Here is a 23244-nt window from a genome sequence, read left to right on the forward strand (position 1 = left end):
GGTCCGTCTCCAGGGGAGGGCGCATCATGACAGTCATGGCAGAGCGACCGACGATAAACGGCACCGAGCTCGGCGACTTCGAGGAGATGCTGGACCTCCTCGATGAGCTGCAACTGCGTGATGGTTTCAAAGCCGAGATCATCAGGGGGAACATCGTCGTGTCGCCGTGGTCGAAGGGTTACTACCACCGTGTGATGCACTTGGTGTGCGAGCAGCTTCGGCAGCATCTCCCCGAGGGGCACCACATCAGTTCCGGCCCGTTCCTGTATGTCTTTCCAGGGGAAGCCTGCGCATACGGGCCGGACATCCATGTGGCGCATGAACGGGCCTTCGAAACGGAGAGCAACCGCTTGGACGGCGAGGCTCTGTCCTTCGTTGCCGAACTTACCTCTACCTCCACTCGTCATGATGATCTGACCAATAAGGTCGAGGTTTATCGCAAGGCGGGCGTTCCGGTCTATCTCATCCTCGACATGCAGGAGGAGCAGGCCACGGTCTTCTCGATGCCATCCGACAAGGGGTACGAGGCCTGTGAAACCAAGCCTTTCGGTGAGAAGCTGTCCATCCCCGCCCCGTTCGGCTGCGTCCTGGACACGACCGGCTTCAAGGCGCCCCAGACGTGACGCCCTGCTACCGCGTCGGCAGTACGAGCCCCCACGCCCCCTCCCGCACCACCCACGTCCGCGTCCCCACCGGTCCCGACACTGCCGCGTCCGCGCGATAGCGGAAGTGCGCGCCCGACACGGTCACCGTTCGCCCCTCCGCCGACAGTGGCGACGCCTCCGCACCCACCGACGCCGGACGCACCTCCACCCGCGCAGTCCCGGAGGCACCGGGCACGACCGAGACGCACTCCACCGGCTGCCCCAGATCGACGAGGGTCGCCCCGTCGACCTCCACCCGCAGCCGCGCCGGCCCCGCCCCGGGAGCGGAGACGACCCCGGACGGCCGCGCCGGCACCAGGGTCCGCACCAGCGACCGGCACGTCCGCAGCCACGGGCGCCCCGCCGCGCCGTCCGCCTCCCGCACCCGTGTCGTGCCGCCGAGCGGCGGGATCCGCAGCGCGCCGAGCACCACCCCGTCGCTGTCGTCCACCAGCAGGTCCATCCGCCGCTCGGTCCCGTCCAGCACGGCCCGCGCCGCCGCCACCGCCCCCGTGGGCACCCCCAGCGACCGGGCGAGGGAGACCGCGCCCCCCACCGGCACCAGCGACAGGGCGCAGTCGGCCAGCTCCCGCTGCCGGTGCAGCAGCGTCACCGCCCGCACCAGGGCCCGGTCGTCGCCCACCACCACCGGCCGCCGCGACCCACGCCGCGCCAGCGCCCGCGCGAACTCCTCCGGACCGTCCGGCAGGCACACCTTCGTGCCCGCCGCACCCGCGCTGAGTACGTCCTTCGCGATCCGCACGGACTCGCCGTCCGCCCGTCGGGCGACCGGGTCGATGACCACCAGGAGCTGATCGGACGTCGCGGAGAAGGTCCTGGAAGTCGCCACCTCGGCCATGCCTCGCTTCCTCGGGTAGCATCTTTGTGCAAGAGCCCCTTGCGCTATTGCGCCAGGGGCTTCGTCTATTCCGGGGCATCCGGTCCGACGGTGGCGGCCAACGACGGTCGCGGTGTACGTGGCGGAAACCCACCGCATACGCCCTCGACCATGGACATGCCCCGCCCGGAAGGGGTGTACGCGCGTGCCCGCACTTGTGCTGCTCGGTGCTCAGTGGGGTGACGAAGGCAAGGGAAAGGCGACGGACCTGCTCGGTGGTTCCGTCGACTATGTGGTGCGCTACCAGGGCGGCAACAACGCCGGCCACACGGTAGTCGTGGGTGATCAGAAGTACGCCCTCCACCTGCTCCCTTCCGGAATCCTGTCTCCCGGCTGCACGCCGGTCATCGGCAACGGCGTCGTCGTCGACCCGTCGGTCCTGCTCTCCGAGCTGAGCGGTCTGAACGAGCGTGGCGTCGACACGTCCAAGCTCCTGATCAGCGGAAACGCGCACATCATCACGCCGTACAACGTGACGGTGGACAAGGTGACCGAGCGTTTCCTCGGCAAGCGCAAGATCGGGACCACGGGCCGGGGCATCGGCCCGACCTACGCCGACAAGATCAACCGCGTCGGTATCCGCGTCCAGGACCTGTACGACGAGTCGATCCTCACCCAGAAGGTCGAAGCGGCCCTCGACGCCAAGAACCAGATGCTCACCAAGCTCTACAACCGGCGTGCGATCGCCGTGGAGCAGGTGGTCGAGGAGCTGCTGGGCTACGCCGACAAGCTCGCCCCGTACGTCGCCGACACGGTGCTGGTGCTCAACGAGGCGCTGGAGCAGGACAAGGTGGTCCTCTTCGAGGGCGGCCAGGGCACGCTCCTCGACATCGACCACGGCACGTACCCCTTCGTCACCTCCTCCAACCCGACCGCGGGCGGCGCCTGCACGGGTGCCGGCGTGGGCCCGACGAAGATCAGCCGGGTCATCGGCATCCTGAAGGCGTACACCACCCGCGTCGGCGCGGGACCGTTCCCGACGGAGCTGTTCGACGAGGACGGCGAGGCGCTGCGCCGCATCGGCGGCGAGCGCGGTGTCACCACCGGCCGTGACCGCCGCTGCGGCTGGTTCGACGCGGTGATCGCCCGCTACGCCACCCGTGTCAACGGCCTCACCGACTTCTTCCTCACCAAGCTCGACGTCCTCACCGGCTGGGAGCAGATCCCGGTCTGCGTGGCGTACGAGATCGACGGCAGGCGGGTCGAGGAGCTGCCGTACTCGCAGTCCGACTTCCACCACGCGAAGCCGGTCTACGAGATGCTGCCGGGCTGGTCCGAGGACATCAGCAAGGCGAAGTCCTTCTCCGACCTGCCGAAGAACGCCCAGGCGTACGTCAAGGCCCTGGAGGAGATGTCCGGCGCCCCGATCTCCGCGATCGGCGTGGGCCCGGGCCGCGACGAGACGATCGAGATCAACTCGTTCCTCTGAGTTCTCCCTCCGGAGACCCCGGAGATCTGATGGGATGGCCGGTGCGGTGACCCCGGCCGGCCGTCCCGCTCGGGGGAGGCGCCCCCTGTGTCCGTCGTGAAGGAAGCGGGATGCTGCTGAGATTCCGGGTGGCCAACGTTCGGTCCCTGCGCGACGAGCAGGAACTGTCGTTCGTCGCGCCCGAGGACGACGAGAACGAGCGGACCACCGCGCGCGAGACGGAACTCTCCGACGGTCGGAGGCTCCCCGTCCACACCGTCCTCGGCGTCTTCGGCGCCAACGCCTCCGGCAAGTCGAACCTGATCGCCGCGCTGCGGAACATGCGCCGCTGCGTACTGCGCTCGTACGCCGACTGGACCTCGTACGACGGCATCCCCCGCGACGCGTTCGCCCTCGACCCCAAGGCCGCCGACGAGACGTCCCTGTACGAGGCGGACTTCATCCTCGCGGACGGTGTGCGCTGGACATACGGATTCGAGCTCGGGCGGCGCAGGGTGGAGGCCGAGTGGCTCTACGCCTACCCCAAGGGCCGCCGCCAGGTCTGGTTCGAGCGGGACGCGGCCCGGGAGAAGGACTTCGACTTCCCCGGCGACCGGCTCCGTGACCGTGCCCGGCTGGCCCGTACCACGCGCCAGGACGCCCTGTTGCTGACCAGGGCCGCGAACGACGGACACGAGCAGCTCACACCGGTCTTCGACTGGTTCAGGAACAACTTCTGGGACGTCTCCCCCGAGACCGAACGGACGCAGCGCGAGGACTACACGGCGCTGCAACTGCTGCGCGACGAGAGCTTCCGCCACCGGGCCGAGGAACTCCTGAAGGTCGCCGACCTGGGCATCGCCGGGGTGGAGGTCGAGCAGACGTCCTCCGGCAGGCCCCTGGTACGGCTCGTCCACGAGGGCGGCGGTGACCGCACCGCGCTCGACTGGGAGGCGGAGTCCTGGGGGACCCGCTCCTGGTTCGCCCTGATCGGCCCCCTCCTCCTCGCCCTCGACACCGGAGCGGTCCTCCTCGTCGACGAGCTCGACGCCAGCCTCCACTCACGCTTCGCCGCCGAGGTCGTACGCCTCTTCCAGGCTCCCTGGCTGAACCGCAAGGGCGCGCAGCTCGTCTTCACCGCCCACGACCTCTCGCTTCTGCGCACCCCGGGCGGGGGTCGGCTGTTGCATCCAGGACAGATCTGGCTCACCGAGAAGGACGAGCGGGGCGCCACGAGCCTGACCTCGGTCGCCGACTGGGAACCGACGGCGGAGGAGGACCTGATGTCGTCCTACCTCGCCGGGTCCTTCGGGGCGGTGCCAAAGGTGTCGGAGGGCCAGGTCGGCCGACGGCTGCTGCGCACTCAGGAGACGGCCGCGCTGGGCGAGGTCCCGGCGGACGACGACGTACGGACGGGGACGGAAGGGCTCTGATGGCGAGGCCACGGGGAGGGGACAGCGTCTCCCGCAGGAAGGGCGGCGCGAAGGGCCGGGGGAGCCGGGCGCGTCAGGTGTACGTGTACACCGAGGGCGAGGTGACCGAGCCCGAGTACATCGACATCATCGTCCGGGGCGGTACGTGGGCCGAGCCGGGTCGGACGGTGCAGCACCACATCGCGAACCCCAACGCCGAGGGCAAGCAGCGCAAGCCGTTACGGATGGTCCAGGACGCGGTCGGCACCCTGCGCAAGGTCGAGCGCGAGGCGAAGGACGCCGGGCTCCGGCGCGACAAGGACTGGAACTGGCCTCAGGTATGGGTCCTCTTCGACCGCGACGACCACCAGGGCATCCCGGAGGCCCTGAGCCTCGCGGAGAAGGAGGGCGTTCGCGTCGCCTACTCACACCCGTGCTTCGAGCTGTGGCGGCTGCTGCACTACACCAACTACACGGCCACCTTCAGCGGGGTCTGCGGCGACGCCAACAGCCGATTGCGTTCGCGTCCCGGGTTCGCGGCGACGTACGGGCGCGGGGTGCGGACGGTCACCGCGCAGCAGTCGAAGCACGTGCGGGAGGGGCAGGTGCTCACGCCCGCCGGCGACGACGCCCTCAGCCGGTACAGAACGGCCAGGAAGCACGCCCGGAAGATCAACGACGATCACTCCACGGCGCATCCCCACAGCTGGGACCCGTACACGGACGTGTGGCGTTTCGTGGAGGAAGGACTGCTCCTCAGCGGCTACTAGGCTGCATGAGTGCACACACGGCGACCGGCGCACTCCGCTGGCCGCCGCCACCCCCACCACTCGTCACACGTGAACAGGGAGCCGTAACGTGGCCAGGATCACGCTCGAACAACTGGAGCGTCACCTCTTCGCCGCCGCGGACATCCTCCGCGGCACCATGGACGCCGCCGAGTACCGCGACTTCCTGCTCGTCCTGCTCTTCCTCAAGCGGGCCAACGACGAGTTCGAGGCGGTCCGGGAGAAGGTCGTCGCCGAGGAGATGGCGGCGGGCGCCACGCGCGAGGAGGCCGAGGAAGAGGCCGAGGAGCCCGCCAAGTACACGGCCCGCAACGTGATGTACGTGCCGAAGGACGCGCGCTGGAGCGAGCTGGCCGGCGCGGTGAACGACGTGGCGACCAAGCACCTCCAGCCCGCGCTCGACGCGATGGAGGCCGACAACCCCCGGCTGCGCCACCTCTTCGACCACGTGAACTTCAACCGCATCGGCGGTGGCGGAGGCACCGGCACGGCGGCCGCCAAGCTCGCCGACAAACGGCTCCAGGGACTCATCGAGCACTTCGGCGGCCTGCGGCTGCGCGGTGAGGACTTCGAGTTCCCGGACGTCATCGGCGCCGCGTACGAGTACCTGCTGAAGGACTTCGCCGACTCCGCCGGCGCCAAGGGCGGCGAGTTCTACACCCCGCGTGCGGTGGTGCGGATGATGGTCGAGCTGGCGCGACCCCGCGCGGGCCAGCGGGTGTACGACCCGTGCGTCGGCTCGGGCGGCATGCTGATCCACGCCAAGGAGTACATCGAGGAGCACGGCGGCGACACCGAGGACCTGGCGCTGGCCGGGCAGGACGCCAACAACGGCTCCTGGGTCATGGCCACCATGAACATGCTGTTCCACGGGGCCGTCGACTTCAGCCTGAGCATCGGGGACACCCTGACCAGCCCGGCGCACCTGGACGAGTCGTACGACATCGTGCTCAGCAACCCGCCGTTCTCCATGGACTACAAGGCCGACCAGATCCTCGACATCGAGGAGCGGATGCCGTACGGCCAGACGTCCGAGAAGGGCAAGGCCGACCTGATGTTCCTCCAGCACATGCTGCACATGGTGGAGCGCCGGGGCGGTTCGGTCTTCACGGTCATGCCGCACGGGGTGCTGTTCCGCAGCGGCGCGGAGGAGAAGATCCGCGCGAAGCTCATCGAGGCGGACCTGCTGGAGGCGGTCATCGGCCTGCCGTCGAACATCTTCTACGGCACCGGCATCCCGGCCTGTGTCCTGGTACTGCGCTCACGCGGCCGCAAGCGGGCGGAGCGCGAGGACAGGGTCCTCTTCATCAACGCCGACCGTGAGTTCCACGCCGAGCGGGCACAGAACGTGCTGCTCCCGGAGCACGTGGAGAAGATCGTCTCCACCTTCCACGGCGGTGAGGACGTGCCGCGCTTCGCCCGCTGGGTGGAGCGGCAGGAACTCCGGGACAACAAGTACAACCTCAACATCCGCCGCTACGTCGACAACACCCCGCCGCCCGAGCCGCAGGACGTACGTGCCCACCTGGTGGGCGGGGTGCCCCGCGCGGAGATCGAGGCGCCGGAGAAGAAGCGGCTGCTGGAGGCGTACGGCATCCAGCTCACCGACCTGTTCGCCGAGCGCCCGGACGACCCCGAATACGTCGACTTCCTCCCCGAGGACCGGCGCCCGGACGCCGACCGCCTGACCGCGCTGGCGGCGGCGCGCGAGAAGGAGCTGTCGGAGGCGTTCGGGAAGTGGTGGGTGACGGAGACGGAGAAGATCGCCGCGCTGGCCCCCTGCGAGGGCGACGACCGCACCGAGTTCGAGAAGCGGGCCCAGCTGGCCCGGCTGCGCGCCGATCTCATTGATTCCTTCCGCGACACCCTGCTCGGGGTGGGCGTACTGGACCGTTTCGCGCTGGCGGGGGCGGTCGCCGGCTGGTGGCAGGACGCGAAGAACGAGCTGAAGGCGCTGGCCGGGAACGGCTTCCGTGGGGTCGTCGACGGCTGGGTCGAGACGGTCGAGACGATGCTGGAGCCGGAGCCCGACCCGTGGACGGGCGGCGCGCGCAAGCGCTCGGCGGCGGAACGGCGGCAGGCGTACGCGCACAAGGTGGTGGCGCGTCTGGTCCCCGACTTCCTGAAGGAACTGGCGGAGGCGGACAAGCGGAAGGCCGACCTGGACGCGAAGGTCAAGGCCGCGGAGGAGGCGGAGGCCGCGCGGGCGGCTGCGGCGGCGGGGATCGCGGAGGACGGTGCCGAGACCGACGGCGACGGCGAGGGCGAGGGCTCGGCCCTCGACCCGGCGATCGCGGAGGCGCTGCTGAGCGAGGCGGACCTGAAGAAGCTGAAGCGGGAGCGCACGGCGGCGAACAAGGCGGTGAAGACGCTGGAGGAGGCGTTCTATCCCTTCGAGGGGATGGGCGCCACGTCGGCCACCTCCGCGAAGAAGAAGTCCACGGCGGCGGAAAGCTCACCGGGGCAGACCGAGTTGGCCGTAGCCGTGGAGGACGAGCCTGCGAACCGGCCGACGCCTCGCCTGCATGAGGCTCGGAGGAATCTGAGCGATGACCAGGCTCGTGACATTGTGCTGGGCATCCTGCATGCCGACCTGGCGTCCAAGCTGGAGGGGCACGTTGTGCGCCGACGCCGGGAACTGATCGATATGTACGGGAGCTTGGAGCAGAAGTACCTGGTGTCGCTGCGTGACATCGAGAAACGGCGTGCACAGGCGGAAGAGAAGCTGAACGGTTTTCTGAAGGAGCTGGGCTATGTCGGCTGAGTCAGAAGTCCGCTGGGTTCCGGTCGGCGAGGTAGGCGAAGTGCGTATGGGTAAGCAGCTTTCGCCGGCCAGTAGTCGTTCTGGAACCCAAGTTCCCTATTTGCGTGTCGCTAATGTGTTTGAGGGGCGCATCGATTACAGCGACGTCAAAACCATGGGATTCTCTGATGTAGAGAGGCGTGTCTATGGGTTGCGGGACGGAGACATCCTTCTTAACGAGGGGCAAGAAAGCCTATTTAATGTCGGGCGGAGTGCCATCTATAGAGGCGACTTTGGAGATTTTTGTTTCCAGAACACTCTAATCCGCTTCAGGCCAAGCGGCATGGTCCTGCCTGAGTATGCGCAAGAAGTGTTTGTTCAGTGGCGTCGGCGAGGTTTCTTTGCGGCTGTGGCGGAGAAAACCAGTATCTCCCATCTGGGGGGAAGTCGTTTTGCCAAGATGCTATTCCCTCTGATTCCCGTTTCGCAGCAGCGGCGAATCATAGAAAAAATGAGCGCAGTTGCAGAGTCTCAACACGTTGGGCAGGAGGTGATTGCGAAACTCTCCCGGCTGCGTGAATCTTTTATTTCTCAATTGGTGGGAGGTGAACGCGCTACGTTGGCTGATGTCATTACAGAGGGGCCGCAGAACGGACTGTATAAGGCCGCAGAATCGTACGGAGAGGCAGGGCTTCCGATCGTTCGAATCAATAGTTTCTCTGGCGGACCTTCAGACTTTACGCGCGGTCTCCTGCGAGTGGCTGTGACGCCTGATGAAGCTCGACGCTATGTGCTTTCTGTCGGCGACTTGTTGATCAACCGTGTGAACACGCCCGGGCTGGTTGGGCGGTCAACCGTTGTGACTCGAATCGATGAACCAACTCTTTTCGAGTCGAATATTATGCGCTGCAAGGTTGCAGTCGACAGGATGCATCCTGGATTTTTGGGAGCATGGATGTCGACTTCGACTGTAAAGAGATACTTTGCTGGTCGCACAAAGCCTGCGGTTTCGCAAGCCAGCATCAATCGCTCGGACGTGTACTCCTGTCCTGTGCCTGAAGTTTCACTCAGTGAGCAGACGGCGTTTCTTTCCCGACTTCAGGTCATCGATTCTGCGATTCTCAAAGAGAGGAATATTCTTTCTAAAGTTCACGCCGTAGGGCAGGGGGTTATGGACGATCTATTTGTTGACCTGTTGCGTACCGTTTAGTACGTCAAGCTACGCTAAGTGCTTTTGCGGTAGTGGCTGGTAAGAGTTTGTAGTGGGGCGGGAGGGGACGTTGGCAGTCAGAAAGCCGTCCACCGAGCGGCAGCGCCGTCTCGGAGCCGAGCTGCGCAGGATGCGTGAGCACATCGGCATGACGATCAACGAGGCCGCCACCGTGCACCGCACCGACCGGACCACGGTGAGCAACACGGAGTCGGCCCGCTCGGGAGTGAGCAGTGACCGCGTCCGGGTGTGGGCCGCCAACTACCGCTGTCCGGATGCCGCGTACATCGATGCGCTCGCCGAGATGGCCCGGGAACGCGGGCCGCACTGGTGGGACGAGTACCGGGGCGCCCTGCCCGCCGGGCTGCTGGACATCGCGGAGATGGAGCACCACGCGGCGGCGTTGCGGTCCGCCCAGATCATGCACATGCCGGGACTGCTTCAGTTGCCCGATTACATGCGAGGGATCTTCGCGGAAGCGGTACCGGCCATGTCATCGGCTGACCTGGAGCAGCATGTTGCTTTCCGGTTGAGGAGGGCGCAACTCCTCGACCGCTCGGATCCGCCACTCTGCGAGTTCCTGGTCCATGAGTCGGCGCTGCGGATGCGATTCGGGGATCGCCGTGTCCTGCTACGGCAGATCGAGCATCTGCTCAAGCAGGCCGAGCGGCCCAACGTCGTTGTGAGGGTGGTGCCGTTCAGGGCCGGAGGCTTCGCCAACGCGGGCAGTTCGACGCTCTACGCCTGCGGTCCGGTCCCGCAGTTGGACTGCGTACAGATCGACGTACCCACCGGTGTCACCTTCCTGCACGCCGAGACCTATCTGGTGAACTACCGTGCCGTACTCGACCGGATGCGTGAACGCGCCCTGGAGGCAGGGGAGTCGATCGACTTCATCCGGCAGGTTGTGGAAGAGATCTGAGGCAGGGGTCCGGTGGAACTTCACTGGCGCAAGTCGTCCTTCTCGGCGGACACCGGGAGTTGCATAGAGGTAGCGGAGCACGACGGGTGGATCTTCCTGCGTGAGGGAGACGACCCGGACGTGGTGGTGCGGACCACGCGCCGCAAGCTCCGGGCCTTTCTGGAAGGAGCCAAGGCCGGCGAGTTCGACCACTTCGCAACGTAGAGCCTGCGGGCTCCATTCGGCATATGCCGCTTTACGCAACATGTTGTTTTGCGCAACGTCATGCGCGTACTGTGTGTAGCGCTCGATAGTCATTCTGTGACGGTCGAGTGGGCTGTAAGCACACAGAAACGCCCCGGCGGTGAGCCACCACCCCGGGGCAGGCCAACGCTGCAAAGGAGCGTCAACATGCCCAAGCGTATCCGGCATGCCCTCGAACGGGCACTCGCCCTGGTCCTCATCCATCTCCTTACCGCCACCGGCCGGCGCCGAGGGCGGGGTCGGCCAGGGCCCGCCTACGCCGCCCCGCGCACGCTCTCCGGCCTGCGGTTGTTCGTCCACCGCACTGCCGTGCCCGCCCTGGCCGAAGTCCTCACGCAGAGGGCGACGTCCAGGACCGGGAGGCGGTCCGACGGCTCCGTTCCGCTCGACGACGCCGGCCCCCTCGTCCGCCCCTACCTGCTCGCCCACGAACGGCAACAGCAGCAGCTCGAACGCCGCGCCGCCCTCGTCCTCGCCCTCGAAGGCATCGACATCGGCCCGTGGATCATCCATGGCCACCGCATCGGCACCCCCGCCGGGTCCTTGGGGGTGGCGGCCTGATGAGCGCGACGCCGAACGCGCGGGTCCAGGTGGCCCGCGTACCCAGCAAGCCCGTCCGCCGGCAGGAGGACGGAAGCATCGCCATCGACCTCTGGCTGCGCCGGGACGGGGTCTTCGACTCGGACACGGTGCTGCGCCTCAGCCCCGCCGAGGCCGAGGTGCTGCACGCCCAGCTCTGCTACGTCCTCGACGACGACACCGCCACCCTCATCGTGCCGGAGAGCAAGCGGCCCGACTGCCGCAAGGCCGTGGTGGGCGGCGGCGGAGTCCACCGGCCGTAGAGTCGGATCTTCCGCGTGTGGGCGGCACACCGATCGGGGGTGTCGCCCACACGGCCGAGGACCACTCGTACCTCTTCGTCTTCCTGATGCCTGCGGGCACCGTCGACAGCACAGCGAATGTCCACCGACCGGGAGCATGCCGTGACCGCCCTGCCCGCGGAACCACAGGCCGACGAGCCGCTCATCCCCATGCCCGCGCTCACGCCCGGGGCGCTGCGGACCGCCGTCGAGACCCTGACGCCGAGCCGGATGCCGACGTTCGTGAGCGATCTCGTCAGCGCTACCACGCGTGCCCAGGAGCTCCAGTCGTTCGCGCCGCTGCGTACGTTCGTCCGTACCTGGGGCGTCTTCGTGGCGATCCAGCGCCGTCCCTCGCGGGCTGCCCGCCTACGCCATCTGGAAGAGCTGGTGAGCGCTGGGGTGGAGGACCCGGTCGACGCCATGGCCGAGATCAGGAAGATCTACGCGGACGCCGAGGCAGAGGCCGGGCTGTGAGCGACTGGAAGAACGAAGACCGGTGTCATGGCAAGTGCCCGGGAAGGAAGGGTCTCGACTGCCTGACTCTGGTGATCGGCATCATTGGCCCGAAAGCGACTTGCGCCTTGTTCCCTCGGCAGCGTGAGTGGTGCTCGTGACGCTCGGGCAAGGCGAATCACCTGCGCCCTGACCCACAATGGGCCTCTCACGGATCACCGGGACACGGGGAGGCGTAAGGCATGGCTGCCGGAGCGGTCGGGGGAACGGCCGAGCGGGACGAGGCCGAACGGCCGCTCCTGGAGCACCTCAAGGCGATGGGATGGCAGCACATCGAGGGCGCGCGGCTGCGGGACGAGGGCGAACGGGACGACTTCCGGACGGTGCTGCTGGAGGAGCGGCTGCGCACGGCCGTACTGCGCAACTCGCCCTGGATGACGAGTGACACGCAGGCCGAGCAGGTCGTCAGCAGGCTGCGCTCCGCCGCCCGTCACGTGACCGCGGGATCGTTGGCCCAGGCCAACCGGGACGTCACCACGCTCCTTCTGCACGGCGTCCTGCAACCCGGACCGGGAGACAAGGACTTCAAGGCACAGTTCGTGGACTGGTCGCAGGAGGCGATGGAGGGAACCCGCGAGGAGGTCCTCGCCCGCAACGACTACCTCGTCGTCGACCAGTTGCGGGTGCACGACGCGGACGGCAGGCCGGCCGTGCTGGACCTCGTGCTGTTCGTCAACGGCGTCCCCCTGGTCGTGGTGGAGTGCAAGTCGCCGTACACGCGCGATCCGATCGGGCGGGCCGTCCGCGACCTGCGCGCCTACACCGGCCGTCCCCTGGACGACGACACCCGGCGGGGCACCGGTGCCCCGCGCGGCGTACCGGACCTGTTCGCGCCGGTGCAACTGCTCGTGGCCGCCGACGGAAAGGACGCCGCGCTCGGTACGCACTCCTCCTCCGAGGAGCACTACGCGCTGTGGCGCAGCCTGACTCCTGATTACGCCGACCCGGCCGTCCCCGGTGACGACGGAGCGGAGGCGCTGCGCCGCGAACTGCGCGGCTGGGGCCTGCTCGGACCGAAGGAACAGCCCACGCTCCAACACCGTCTGACGGCCGTGGTGCTGCGGCCCGGCAACCTGCTGAACATCGTGCGGCACTACGTCTTCGAGAAGCCGCTCAACGACGACGACGGCCGGGACGGCGTCCGCCGGGCCGGGAAGAAGACGCAGCGGAAGTCCGGGACGGCGAAGGTGGTCTGCCGCCACCAGCAGTACCGGGCCACCGAGAAGATCGTCGACCGGCTGCGCACCCGCCCCGGCCGACGGGTCACCGGGCGCGACCCGGACGGGCGGGGCGGCGTCGTCTGGCACACGCAGGGCGCCGGCAAGAGCTTCACCATGCAGTTCCTCGCCCGCCGTCTGCACATGAGCGAGGACCCGGCGCTCAACGGCATCACCCTGGTGGCCGTCACCGACCGCACCGACCTCCAGCGGCAACTGCGCAAGGCCGTGGAGCTGAGCGACTCCAGGGTGGTGCAGGCCAAGTCGCGCACCGACCTGGAACACCTCCTGCGCAAGGCGGGCAAGGACGGCGGCCGGATGGTGGTCTTCGCGACGATCCAGAAGTTCCTCGGCGACCTGGCGCCCGGCTCCGGGGACGGAGGGGGCGACACGGCCGACGGGGAGGACCGGGCGCTGGCCGAGGACTTCGAGAAGGCGCGACAGCGCGTGGCGGCGGGGGAGAACGCCGAGGAGGTCGCCGACCCCGCCCCGGACGAGCGGACGCTGCGCCGCGCCGAGCGGATCTTCCCCGAGTGCAGCGACGCGGACCGCGTCGTCGTCCTGGTCGACGAGGCGCACCGGTCCCACACCTCCGTCCTCCACGCCTGTCTGCGCAAGGCCCTGCCCAACGCCGCCCGGATCGGCTTCACCGGCACCCCGCTCATGCGGGGACGCCTCGACGACACCGGGCGCATCTTCGGACTGGAGCCCAGCAGTCTGCCCGGCGGCGATCCGGAGTACCTCGACACGTACCGCATGACCGAGGCCGAGCGGGACAAGGTCGTCGTTCCCGTGCGCTACGAGGGCCGGGCCACCAAGGCCGAGGTACGCGACCGGGAGCGGATGGACGAGTGCTTCGAGGACCTGATCGAGCCGCTGGACGACGCCGAGCGTGAGCGGGTGCGCAAGAAGTACGGCACTCCGTCCGCCAGGACCGTCGCCGAGTCCGCGCCGCTGATCCGCCGCAAGGCCGCCGACATGCTGGCGCACTACGTCACCGGACCGCTGACGGGCGGTTTCAAGGCACAGGTGGCCGCGGTCAGCAGGCGGGCCGCGGTCCTGTACCGGGACGCGCTGCGGGACGCGCGGGCCGATCTGCTGCACCGGGTCGCGGAGTTCGACGACAGCGGCCGGCGAGAGGCGCTGCGCGGCCGGGCACCGGAGACGTACACCGCCGAGGAGACGCTGCTGCTGCGGGCCTGGCAGTACCAGGAGCTGCTGCGCCGTATCGACTTCGTGCCGGTGATCTCCGCCGGGGCCGAGCAGAAGGACGGGCTCTGGCGGGAGTGGACCGACGAGGACCGGCAGCGGGACCACATCGCGCGCTTCCTGGCGCCCTTCCCCGAGCTGCCGCCGGACAACCCGTGGGTCACGAAGCCCGTCGCCGAGCCCGATCCGGTACCCGTCGGGTCGGTGGGCGGGATGAACCCGTGGAGCGACCTCGTGTGGGGCGGGGACAAGGAGGCCGAGCAGCCGCCCATCGCCTTCCTCATCGTGAAGTCCATGCTGCTCACCGGCTTCGACGCCCCCATCGAGCAGGCCCTGTACCTGGACCGGCCCATCCGCGACGCCGAACTGCTCCAGGCCATCGCCCGCGTCAACCGCACCGCCCGCCGCAAGACCGAAGGGCTGGTGGTCGACTACTACGGCGTGCTGAACCACCTGGGCGTGACCCTGGCCGCGTACCGGGGCAACCCGCCGGCCCTGGACTCGCTGCGCAGCATGGAGAAGGAGATCCCGGAGCTGGACCGGACGGCGAAGGAGTTCCGGGCGTTCCTGGAGCGCCTGGGTGTCGACCCGGACGGCCTGACCACCCGCGCCGCCCTCTCCCACGCCGTGCTGGCTCTGGCGGACCCGGAGCAGCGCGCCGCCTTCGATGCCTCCCTCGGCAAGTTCCTGGATGCCGTGAACCGGGTCCTGCCGCACCAGGACGCCCTGGGGTACGTGCCCGACCTGCGGGCGTGGAGCGTGCTGCAGATGCGGGTGCGCCGCCACTACCGGGACGACACCGGCGGCGGCTTCGCGATGCGCGGCTACGGCCGGAAGGTGCGGGCGCTGATCGCCGACCACCTCCAGGCCCAGGAGGTGACCCAGAAGATCCCGCCGGTGTCGATCCTCGCCCCCGACTTCGACGAGATCGTCGGAACACTCCCGGTGCGCGAGGCCGCCGCCGAACAGGTGCAGGCGCTCCGCTACCACCTGGAGGAACGCCGCGTGGTGGAGGACCGGCCCGTCTACACCCAGCTCTCCGAGGAACTGGAGCGAGTGCTGGAGGAGTTCGCCGGCCGCTGGGACGAGATCGGCACCAGGATCGGCCCGCTGGTCGAACGGGCCCGCCAGGCGGAGCGGAACGACCCTGCCGTGGCCGATCTGAGCCCCATGGAGCGGCGGCTGTACGTGCTGCTCGGCGAGAAGCTGGCGGAGAGCCAGATCCTGGACGACCCCGCGCCGGATGAGCTGCGCCGGCTCGTGACCGAGGTGCACGACGAGATCACCGGCCAGGTCCGGCTGGCGTCCTTCGGGGGCGGCGAGGCACATGTGACGAAGCTCGAAGCGCGCCTGTACGAGCGCCTCCGCGCGGCCGGGTACCGCCTCGGCGGCGAGGGGCGCCAGGAGGTGAAGCGGCTGGCCTCGACACTCGCCGGTTACGCCGTGGACCACCTGGAGGAGTTCCGGGCGGAGGCCCGGCGAGAATAGAGCCGTGCCGCAGCGTTCCGAACCGCCCGAGAACCGCCCCGGTGAGCCGGTCCTCACCGAGGACGGCTCCCTGGTGGTGGACGGGCGCGAGCTGCGGGTGCGGATCAGTGCCCGGCGCCGCCGCATCGGGCTGACCGTGGAACGGGACCGGTCCCTCACGCTGCACGTTCCCCGAGGGTGCGAACTCCAGAGGATCAGGGAGTTCGTGCGAGGCAGTGACGCCTGGATCGACGACAAGACGCGGCTCAGCGAGGAACGCCGTCAGCTGCACCCGGTCCGTACGCTCAGGGACGGTGAGATCCACCGGTACCTCGGGCGGGACCACCGATTGCTCGTCGTCGACGGGGCACCGCGACCGGGGTGCGAAGACGAAGCACCCCCTGTGCGGCTGGTCGCGGGACGGCTGCGCGTCGACCGCTCGGTCGCCGGGGATCCGGCACGCGTCCGTGCGGCTCTCGCGGACTGGTACACCCGGTCCGGGAAGCGGTGGACGCGTGGACGCCTCCAGCCGTGGGCCGCGCGCATGGACGTCCCCGAGCCGGAGATCCGCGTGCGCGACCTCGGGCACCGGTGGGGGAGTTACCGCGCCGGGCCGGGGAACGGGGTGATCTCCCTGCACTGGGCCACGTTCCAGCTGCCCATTCACCTGGTCGACTACGTGATCGCGCACGAGCTCGCCCACGTCCGGGTCTCAGGACACGGCCCCGACTACTGGAGACTGCTGGGCAGGGCGCTGCCCGAGTGCCGGCGGGTGAAGGCGGAACTGGACGAGCTCGGGAGGCGCGTCTGGATGGGGGACCTTCCTCGCTGACGTCCGGTGACGTCCTGCTCCGGCCGCCGGTGCCTTTGAACCGGAGGTGCCCGATGACCTGATCCTCCGGTCGGATCGGGGACTATGGGGCGTGATGGCCCTTCCGGAAGCCGGACAGGACCGGCACACCGCGACCGCCGACGGCCCGCCGTGTGCTCCCCCTGGCGTCCGCGGCGGTGGACGAGGCGCCCCCGCGACGGACGACGACGACCGCCGCGAGGCCGAGGGCCAGGCCGAGGGCGGTCTGCGGACCGAACGGTTCGCTGAACATGAGGGCCCCCCAGACCGCCGTGACCGGGGCCATGAGGAACATGAGCGTGTTGACCTCGGTGACCCCGGAGCGCCGCAGGATGAGCCAGTACAGCCCGTACCCGCCGAAGGTCGGCAGGACCACGAGCCAGACGATCGAGGCCCAGAAGGAGAGTCCGGCAGGCGGCGCGGCGGCCCCGGCGCCCACGGCGAGTGCCGTGAAGACGGCAGCGCTGGTGGTGCAGTGGACGGTCAGCGCCACCATGGGCGCCACTCGCACGCGGGAGCGGCTCTCCAGGAACGTGGCCGCCACCAGCGAGATCATCCCGAGGAAGGGGATGAGGTAGGCCCACCAGGCCGCACCGGTGCCGGCCGCGGCGTCGGCCAGGGTGACGAGGGCGACGCCGCCCACCCCCAGACACAGGCCGAGCCACTGCCGACGCGAGACGTACTGGTGCAGCAACGGCCCGGCGAGCGCCCCGGCGACGAGGGGCTGAACGCCGTCGATCAGGGCTGTGGTGCCGCTGGAGACCCCGAGCTGGATCGCGTGGTAGACGATGAACAGGTAGCCGCTCTGCGACAGCGCGCCGATCACGGTCTGCCGGGCCACGTCCCACATCGCAAGGCCCCGCCACGGCGCCCTGGAGACGGCGGAGGCGATGATCAGGACGACGGCCAGCGGCAGGAACCGCCACATCAGGATCGTGACCGCGGACGCGCTGTCCGCGCCGAGCTTGGCTCCGATGAACCCGGAACTCCAGCAGGGCACGAAGGCGGTCGATGCTGCTGGTCGTCCACATGCAGGACAGCTCGGAGGTGCCCCCGGTGGGCGAACCGTTCTTCACCCACCTGAACGCCCAGGTGGAGATGTGTCCCGTCATGAACGTGGAGGACCTCCAGAAAGGGCTCTCGGCACTGCGGTGAGCCTCAGCTGAAGACGATCATCGATCCCTGCGCCAGGCTCCGGGTCGCCGCCGCGTGCAGGCCCAGCCAGACGTGGCGTTCGCGGGCGAAGGGGCTGGGGTCGTACGGAGCGGGGACGGCCGGCTCCTCCAACTCGGTCGGGCCGCGCGGGGGTTCGGGTGCGGCCGGGGGGTTCGCCGGGTCGATGCCGATGGACGGGGCGACCAGCTCCAGCTCCCGCAGCAGCGCGTGGGAGGAGCCCAGGGGGCCGCCGCCCGCGAGGAGTTCGTCGTTGGCGAGGGGGTGCGGGAAGTCGACGGGGACGTACGCGCCCGCGTGGTCGTAGTGCCAGACCAGGTGGGACTGCTGGGCCGTCGTCTCGAACATCTCCAGCAACTGCTCGTAGTCACCGCCCAGTTCGTCCACCGGCGTGACCGGCAGCCCGCACACCTGGAGCAGGTACACCCGCCGCAGGAAGTGCAGCGCGTCGTAGTCGAAGCCCGCGACCGGGGCCACCTCGCCGGACAGTCCCGGCATGTACTGGTACACCGGCACCGGCGGCAGGCCGGACTCGGCGAGCACCGCGTTGTACTGCGCGAGTTCCTCGGCGAACGGGTTGTCGGGCGTGTGGCACAACACGTCGACGAGCGGTACCAGCCACAGGTCACAGGCCAAAAGAGGACTCCTCGCACAGCGCGGTGGTCACGGTGGTCGGGAAAGCGTATCGGCGCCCGGCGCGGGCGGCTTCCCCCGTGCGGACCCTGGTACAGGTCACTTGCAGGTCACTTACCCATCCCGTCGCCCGTCAGCCCCTCGACGAGGGAGAGGACGTGCGCGTTGTACGACTCGACGATCGCGCGGGCCGCGTCGGTGTCCCGGCGCGACAGGGCGTCGACCAGATCGGTGTGTCCGGCCCACAGGTGCCCGCGCAGATCGGGCAGCCGCCGCAGCTGCTGCACCACACACACCCAGGACTGGACGCGCAGCCGGTGCAGGAAGTCGGCGAGGTACGGATTGCCGAACACGGACCCGAGTTCGCGCCAGAAGCGCAGGTCGTAGCCGATCAGCACGGTGACCTCGCCGGCGAGGGCCGCGCGCTGCGCCTCCTCGCCGCGTCTGCGCACCCCGGAGAGGGCGGCGGCGACCCGGGGCTCGTCCGGCCGGAGATGGGCCAGGTGGCCCTCGGTCAGCGCCTGGAACATCCCGTCGATGACCAGGGTGCGGGCCTCGAGCATGCCCCGGAAGTCGTCGACGGAGTACTCGTGCACCCGGAAGCCCCGGTGCTGGTCGGCGTCGAGCAGCCCCTGCGCCGACAGGTCGACCAGCGCCTCCCGGACGGGGGTCGCGGACACGCCGTACTGGTCGGCGATCTCCTTGACGGTGAACTCCTGCCCCGGCTGGAGCCGCCCGGCCAGCACCTCGTCACGGAGCGCGTCCGCGATCTGCTGCCGCAGGGTGCTGCGGGTCACGGCACCGCCGCCACTGGAGCCGGGCATGGTCGGGGCGTCTCCCTCGTCGCGTTCGAGTGACGTGCACACGGATGTGTACGAGCACGCCACCTTACGCGTTCGGACCGACCAGGGGTGTTCGAAAAGACGCGAGGGGAGGACCCCTCGCGCCCGTTCGCGCCGGCCTCCCGGTGTGGTCACTCCACGTAGCCGTCCGCCACCGACAGGGCCGCGTCCAGTGCCGCCAGCCCCTCCTTCAGCTCCGCCTCGCTCGCGTTGCACGGCGGCACCACGTGCGTCCGGTTCATGTTCACGAAGGGCCAGATCCCGGCCTCCTTCGCGGCGGCGGCGAAGGCCGCCATCGGGGCGTTCGCCTCACCGGTGGCGTTGTACGGGACCAGCGGCTCCCGGGTCTCCCGGTTCCGCACCAGTTCCAGCGCCCAGAACATGCCGGTCCCGCGGACCTCGCCCACGCACGCGTGCCGCTCCGCCAGCTCCCGCAGCCCGGGCCCGACGACGGACGCGCCGAGCGTCGCCGCGTTCTCCACGACGCCCTCCTCCTCCATCACCCCGATCGTCGCGACGGCGGCGGCACAGGCCAGCGGGTGTCCCGAGTACGTCAGGCCGCCCGGGTAGGGCCGCTTGCCGAACGTGGCGGCGATCGCCCCGGAGATCGCGACCCCGCCCAGCGGCACGTACCCGGAGTTCACGCCCTTCGCGAAGGTCATCAGGTCCGGGACGACGTCGTACAGGTCCGCCGCGAACCACGTCCCGGTCCGCCCGAACCCGGCCATGACCTCATCGAGGACGAGGACGATGCCGTACGTGTCGCAGATCTCGCGCACGCCCGCGAGGTAGCCGGCGGGCGGCGGCATGATGCCCGCGGTCCCCGGGATCGTCTCCAGGACGATCGCGGCGACGGTCGAAGGCCCCTCGAAGGCGATCGTCGTCTCCAGGTGCTCCAGCGCCCGCGCGCACTCCTGCTCCTCGGTCTCGGCGTAGAAGCGGGAGCGGTACAGGAACGGCGCCCAGAAGTGCACGACCCCGGCCGTGCCGCTGTCGGAGGCCCAGCGGCGCGGGTCGCCGGTGACGTTGACCGCCTGCTGGGTGCCGCCGTGGTACGAGCGGTAGGCGGAGAGCACCTTGGGGCGGCCGGTGTGCAGCCGCGCCATGCGGACGGCGTGCTCCACGGCGTCGGCGCCGCCGTTGGTGAAGAAGATCTTGTCCAGGTCGCCGGGGGTGCGCTCGGCGATCAGCCGCGCCGCCTCCGAGCGCGCCTCGACGGCGAACGCGGGCGCGAACGTCGTCATCCGCGCCGCCTGTTCCTGGATCGCGGCGACGACCTTCGGGTGCTGGTAGCCGATGTTGGTGTAGACGAGGCCGCTGGTGAAGTCGAGGTAGCGCCGGCCGTCGTAGTCCCAGAAGTACGACCCCTGCGCCCCGGCGACGGCGAGCGGGTCGATGAGCTCCTGCGCGGACCAGGAGTGGAACACGTGCGCACGGTCGGCGGCCTTGACTGCGGCCCCGACCTCGGGGTTCGGCTGAGGGGTCATGGGCCGAGGGTAGGCCGGGACCGGGGGGCCGCGACATCGGCGGCCTGTCTGCGGCGGGGGACTTTCCGCGACAGGTTGTCGACGCCGTCAATTGACAGTGAACTGTCGTAATGACAACATACTGTCATCTTCTGGCGTATCCACAAGGGAGCGGTCATGACCCGCAAGCCCGTGCACCTCGCCCTCTACGACACCTTCGCCGACTGGGAGACCGGTCACGCCACCGCGCACCTCGCACGCGCCGGCTACGCGGTGCGTACGGTCACCCCGGCCGGGGAGCCCGTCACCGGCATCGGCGGACTCCGCGTCCTGCCCGACCTCGCGCTCGACGCGCTGCGGCCCGAGGACAGCGCGCTGCTGATCCTCCCCGGCGCCGACCGCTGGGACGAGGGCGACGACCTCGCCCCCTTCGCCCGTACCGCCCGCGCCTTCCTCGACGCCGGGGTGCCCGTCGCCGCGATCTGCGGCGCCACCGCCGGGCTCGCCCGTGAAGGGTTGCTCGACGACCGGGCGCACACCGGTGCCGCCGCCCCCTACCTCGCCGCGACCGGGTACGCGGGCGCCGCGCGGTACGTCGAGGCCGACGCGGTCACCGACGGCGGCCTCGTCACCGCCGGGCCGACCGAGCCCGTCGCCTTCGCCCGCGAGATCTTCCGGCTGCTCGGGGTGTACGACGAGAAGGTCACCGACGCCTGGTACCGGCTGTTCCACGACTCCGACCCGGAGGCGTACGCCGAGTACGCGAAGGCCCTGGCGCGGTGAGCCGGGAGCACGCGGTGAGCCGGGAGCATCAGGACCTGCTCACCAGGGGTGCGCTCGGCACCTTCCGGCTGAACGGCCAGTTCCTCGCGGTCGCCGAGGAGCTGGCCCGGCCCGCCGGGCTCACCGCCGCCTGGTGGCAGGTGCTCGGCGCGGTCCTCGGCGAGCCGCTGCCGGTCTCCGGGATCGCCAGGGCCATGGGCATCACCCGGCAGAGCGTGCAGCGCGTCGCCGATCTGCTGGTGGAGCGCGGACTCGCCGAGTACCGGCCCAACCCGGCCCACCGCCGCGCCAAACTCCTCGCCCCGACCGAGGAGGGACGCGCGGCGGTCAGCCGCGTCGACCCCGCCCACGCGGCCTTCGCGGAGCGGCTGGCGGAGGCGTACGGAGCGGCGTACGGGGAGGCGGAACTCGCCCGGGCGGTGGAGGCGCTGGAACGCCTGTCCACGGTGCTGGACGCACTCGGCCCGCCTGTTACGGAACCGTAGGGGTCACCCGGCTCACCGGGTACCGGCCCCGCACTATTCTCGGGAATGTTGCTCATCAGGGGGGAGGCGGCGCGGCGATGGACAAGCTCGGGCCCGGGGATCCACAACGCATCGGGGCGTACCGGCTGCTCGCACGGCTCGGGGCCGGCGGCATGGGGCAGGTCTACCTCGCCCGTTCCGACCGGGGACGCACCGTCGCCGTCAAGCTGGTCCGTCAGGAGCTGGCCCAGCGGGAGGAGTTCCGGTCGCGCTTCCGCCAGGAGGTGCGGGCCGCGCGGCAGGTCGGCGGCGACTGGACGGCGCCGGTCCTCGACGCGGACACGGAGGCGCCCGTGCCGTGGGTCGCCACCGGGTACGTCGCCGGGCCCAGCCTCCAGCAGGTGGTCGCGCACGATCACGGGGCGCTGCCCGAGCGGTCGGTGCGCATCCTCGCCGCCGGTCTCGCGCACGCGCTGAAGGACATCCACGCCGCCGGGATCATCCACCGGGACCTCAAGCCGTCCAACGTGCTCGTCACCATCGACGGTCCGCGCGTCATCGACTTCGGGATCGCGCGGGCGCTGGAGACGGTGACCGACGGCGGGCTCACCCGCACCGGAGGGCTCGTCGGCTCGCCCGGCTTCATGGCGCCCGAGCAGGTGCGCGGCGACCGCATCACACCGGCCTGTGACGTGTTCTGCCTCGGCTCGGTGCTCGTCCACGCCGCCACCGGCACGCTCCCGTTCGGCAACGCCCACAGCGGCGTGCACGCGCTGATGTTCCGCATCGCCCAGGAGGAACCCGACCTGGAGCGGGTGCCCGAAGGGCTCGCCGATCTCGTACGCGACTGCCTGCGCAAGGATCCGGCGGAGCGGCCCACGCTGGACCAGGTCCTGCAACGCACCGGCGCGGACGACACCGTCGCCGACGGCCGCTCCCGCGACCCCTGGCTGCCGGGCGCCCTGGTGGCCCAGCTCGGCCGCCACGCGGTCCGCCTCCTGGACGCGGAGGACCCGGAAACCGCGATGCTCCCCGCACCGACGGTCACACCTGCGACCACCCGTCCACCGGTCCGTCCGGACGGCCCCGACCCGGCGTCGGCGTCGGCGGGTGGGCAGCAGGTGCCGTCCGGTGTGCCTGGGCAGGGTGGTCCCGCTGGGGCGGGTGATTCCGTGGGGTATCCCGGTGCGCCCGGGGTGGGGCAGCCGGGCGGGTCTCCGGCCGCCTGGCCGCCGGTGCATCCGGACGGCCCTGATCCCGCTTCGGCGTCGGCGGGTGGGCAGCAGTTGCCGCCTGGTGTGCCTGGGCAGGGTGGTCCTGCTGGGGCGGGTGATTTCGCGGGGTATGCCGGTGTGCCCGGGGCCGGGCAGCCGGGTGGTGCCCCCGCTCCGGCACCGGCGGGCGGGTCTCCGGCCGCCTGGCCGCCGGTGCATCCGGACGGCCCTGATCCCGCTTCGGCGTCGGCGGGTGGGCAGCAGTTGCCGCCTGGTGTGCCT

22 protein-coding genes are annotated in these 23244 nt (G+C 69.9%); 17 read left to right on the forward strand and 5 right to left on the reverse strand.

Annotated elements, in window-relative coordinates:
• Positions 1 to 26: 26 nt before the first annotated feature.
• Positions 27 to 623: a Uma2 family endonuclease gene (locus tag ACH5AO_RS19370; protein ID WP_398926140.1), complete on the forward strand. Its 597-nt coding sequence runs from the start codon at positions 27 to 29 to the stop codon at positions 621 to 623.
• Between the two features lie 7 nt (positions 624 to 630).
• Here ACH5AO_RS19370 and ACH5AO_RS19375 read toward each other — a convergent pair whose 3' ends face one another.
• A complete protein-coding gene (locus ACH5AO_RS19375) occupies positions 631 to 1503 on the reverse strand; it encodes a diacylglycerol kinase family protein (RefSeq protein ID WP_398926142.1) in 873 nt (290 codons plus the stop codon).
• Between the two features lie 184 nt (positions 1504 to 1687).
• Between ACH5AO_RS19375 and ACH5AO_RS19380 the strand changes: the two genes are divergently transcribed.
• The 12 genes from ACH5AO_RS19380 to ACH5AO_RS19435 all read left to right on the forward strand — a co-directional run bounded on the left by ACH5AO_RS19380 (position 1688) and on the right by ACH5AO_RS19435 (position 16369).
• On the forward strand, positions 1688 to 2971 hold the full coding sequence (locus ACH5AO_RS19380; protein WP_398926143.1) for an adenylosuccinate synthase: 1284 nt from the start codon (positions 1688 to 1690) through the stop codon (positions 2969 to 2971).
• A 110-nt stretch (positions 2972 to 3081) separates the two neighbouring features.
• Positions 3082 to 4383 (forward strand): ATP/GTP-binding protein, encoded by a 1302-nt coding sequence (locus tag ACH5AO_RS19385; RefSeq protein ID WP_398926146.1) that lies wholly within the window; start codon positions 3082 to 3084, stop codon positions 4381 to 4383.
• On the forward strand, positions 4383 to 5132 hold the full coding sequence (locus tag ACH5AO_RS19390) for an RloB family protein (protein ID WP_398926148.1): 750 nt from the start codon (positions 4383 to 4385) through the stop codon (positions 5130 to 5132). Before ACH5AO_RS19385 ends, ACH5AO_RS19390 begins: the two co-directional genes overlap by 1 nt.
• 88 nt (positions 5133 to 5220) lie before the next feature.
• Positions 5221 to 7914: an N-6 DNA methylase gene (locus ACH5AO_RS19395; RefSeq protein ID WP_398926150.1), complete on the forward strand. Its 2694-nt coding sequence runs from the start codon at positions 5221 to 5223 to the stop codon at positions 7912 to 7914.
• A complete protein-coding gene (locus ACH5AO_RS19400) occupies positions 7904 to 9103 on the forward strand; it encodes a restriction endonuclease subunit S (RefSeq protein ID WP_398926152.1) in 1200 nt (399 codons plus the stop codon). The genes ACH5AO_RS19395 and ACH5AO_RS19400 overlap by 11 nt, the downstream gene beginning before the upstream one ends.
• Positions 9104 to 9173: 70 nt before the next feature.
• Entirely contained in the window at positions 9174 to 10025 is an 852-nt protein-coding gene (locus ACH5AO_RS19405) for a Scr1 family TA system antitoxin-like transcriptional regulator (RefSeq protein ID WP_398926153.1), read from the forward strand.
• A gap of 12 nt (positions 10026 to 10037) precedes the next feature.
• Positions 10038 to 10229, forward strand: coding sequence for a DUF397 domain-containing protein (locus tag ACH5AO_RS19410; protein WP_385046165.1), 192 nt, complete (start codon positions 10038 to 10040; stop codon positions 10227 to 10229).
• A gap of 186 nt (positions 10230 to 10415) precedes the next feature.
• Positions 10416 to 10829: a hypothetical protein gene (locus ACH5AO_RS19415; RefSeq protein WP_398926155.1), complete on the forward strand. Its 414-nt coding sequence runs from the start codon at positions 10416 to 10418 to the stop codon at positions 10827 to 10829.
• Positions 10829 to 11110: a hypothetical protein gene (locus tag ACH5AO_RS19420; protein ID WP_398926157.1), complete on the forward strand. Its 282-nt coding sequence runs from the start codon at positions 10829 to 10831 to the stop codon at positions 11108 to 11110. Before ACH5AO_RS19415 ends, ACH5AO_RS19420 begins: the two co-directional genes overlap by 1 nt.
• 141 nt (positions 11111 to 11251) lie before the next feature.
• On the forward strand, positions 11252 to 11605 hold the full coding sequence (locus ACH5AO_RS19425) for a DUF6247 family protein (protein ID WP_398926159.1): 354 nt from the start codon (positions 11252 to 11254) through the stop codon (positions 11603 to 11605).
• A 221-nt stretch (positions 11606 to 11826) separates the two neighbouring features.
• Positions 11827 to 15558, forward strand: coding sequence for a type I restriction endonuclease subunit R (locus ACH5AO_RS19430; RefSeq protein WP_398926162.1), 3732 nt, complete (start codon positions 11827 to 11829; stop codon positions 15556 to 15558).
• Between the two features lie 4 nt (positions 15559 to 15562).
• Positions 15563 to 16369, forward strand: coding sequence for a M48 family metallopeptidase (locus tag ACH5AO_RS19435; RefSeq protein WP_398926164.1), 807 nt, complete (start codon positions 15563 to 15565; stop codon positions 16367 to 16369).
• An 82-nt stretch (positions 16370 to 16451) separates the two neighbouring features.
• Here the strand turns inward: ACH5AO_RS19435 and ACH5AO_RS19440 are convergent, their stop codons facing one another.
• On the reverse strand, positions 16452 to 17387 hold the full coding sequence (locus ACH5AO_RS19440; protein WP_398926166.1) for a DMT family transporter: 936 nt from the start codon (positions 17385 to 17387) through the stop codon (positions 16452 to 16454).
• A gap of 11 nt (positions 17388 to 17398) precedes the next feature.
• Here ACH5AO_RS19440 and ACH5AO_RS19445 point away from each other — a divergent pair, with 11 nt between their 5' ends.
• Entirely contained in the window at positions 17399 to 17542 is a 144-nt protein-coding gene (locus ACH5AO_RS19445) for a hypothetical protein (protein ID WP_398926168.1), read from the forward strand.
• Positions 17543 to 17545: 3 nt separating this feature from the next.
• Here ACH5AO_RS19445 and ACH5AO_RS19450 read toward each other — a convergent pair whose 3' ends face one another.
• The 3 genes from ACH5AO_RS19450 to ACH5AO_RS19460 all read right to left on the reverse strand — a co-directional run bounded on the left by ACH5AO_RS19450 (position 17546) and on the right by ACH5AO_RS19460 (position 20522).
• The gene (locus ACH5AO_RS19450) at positions 17546 to 18196 is read right to left on the reverse strand and encodes a hypothetical protein (protein WP_217132917.1); all 651 of its coding nucleotides are present in this window, start codon (positions 18194 to 18196) and stop codon (positions 17546 to 17548) included.
• A gap of 107 nt (positions 18197 to 18303) precedes the next feature.
• Positions 18304 to 19017, reverse strand: a complete 714-nt coding sequence (locus tag ACH5AO_RS19455) for a GntR family transcriptional regulator (protein ID WP_398926169.1) — start codon at positions 19015 to 19017, stop codon at positions 18304 to 18306.
• A gap of 149 nt (positions 19018 to 19166) precedes the next feature.
• Positions 19167 to 20522, reverse strand: a complete 1356-nt coding sequence (locus ACH5AO_RS19460) for an aspartate aminotransferase family protein (protein WP_398926171.1) — start codon at positions 20520 to 20522, stop codon at positions 19167 to 19169.
• Positions 20523 to 20678: 156 nt separating this feature from the next.
• On the opposite strand from ACH5AO_RS19460, the gene ACH5AO_RS19465 reads away from it, so the two are divergent.
• From ACH5AO_RS19465 to ACH5AO_RS19475, 3 genes are all read left to right on the forward strand, one after another.
• A complete protein-coding gene (locus ACH5AO_RS19465) occupies positions 20679 to 21284 on the forward strand; it encodes a type 1 glutamine amidotransferase family protein (RefSeq protein ID WP_398926173.1) in 606 nt (201 codons plus the stop codon).
• Positions 21285 to 21298: 14 nt separating this feature from the next.
• On the forward strand, positions 21299 to 21769 hold the full coding sequence (locus ACH5AO_RS19470; RefSeq protein ID WP_398926175.1) for a MarR family winged helix-turn-helix transcriptional regulator: 471 nt from the start codon (positions 21299 to 21301) through the stop codon (positions 21767 to 21769).
• A gap of 77 nt (positions 21770 to 21846) precedes the next feature.
• Positions 21847 to 23244: protein kinase (locus ACH5AO_RS19475; RefSeq protein ID WP_398926177.1), on the forward strand; the 1398-nt coding region annotated here is incomplete at its 3' end.

It is taken from the genome of Streptomyces sp. NPDC018964, assembly GCF_044390325.1.
In the GTDB taxonomy this organism is placed as follows: Bacteria; Actinomycetota; Actinomycetes; order Streptomycetales; family Streptomycetaceae; genus Streptomyces.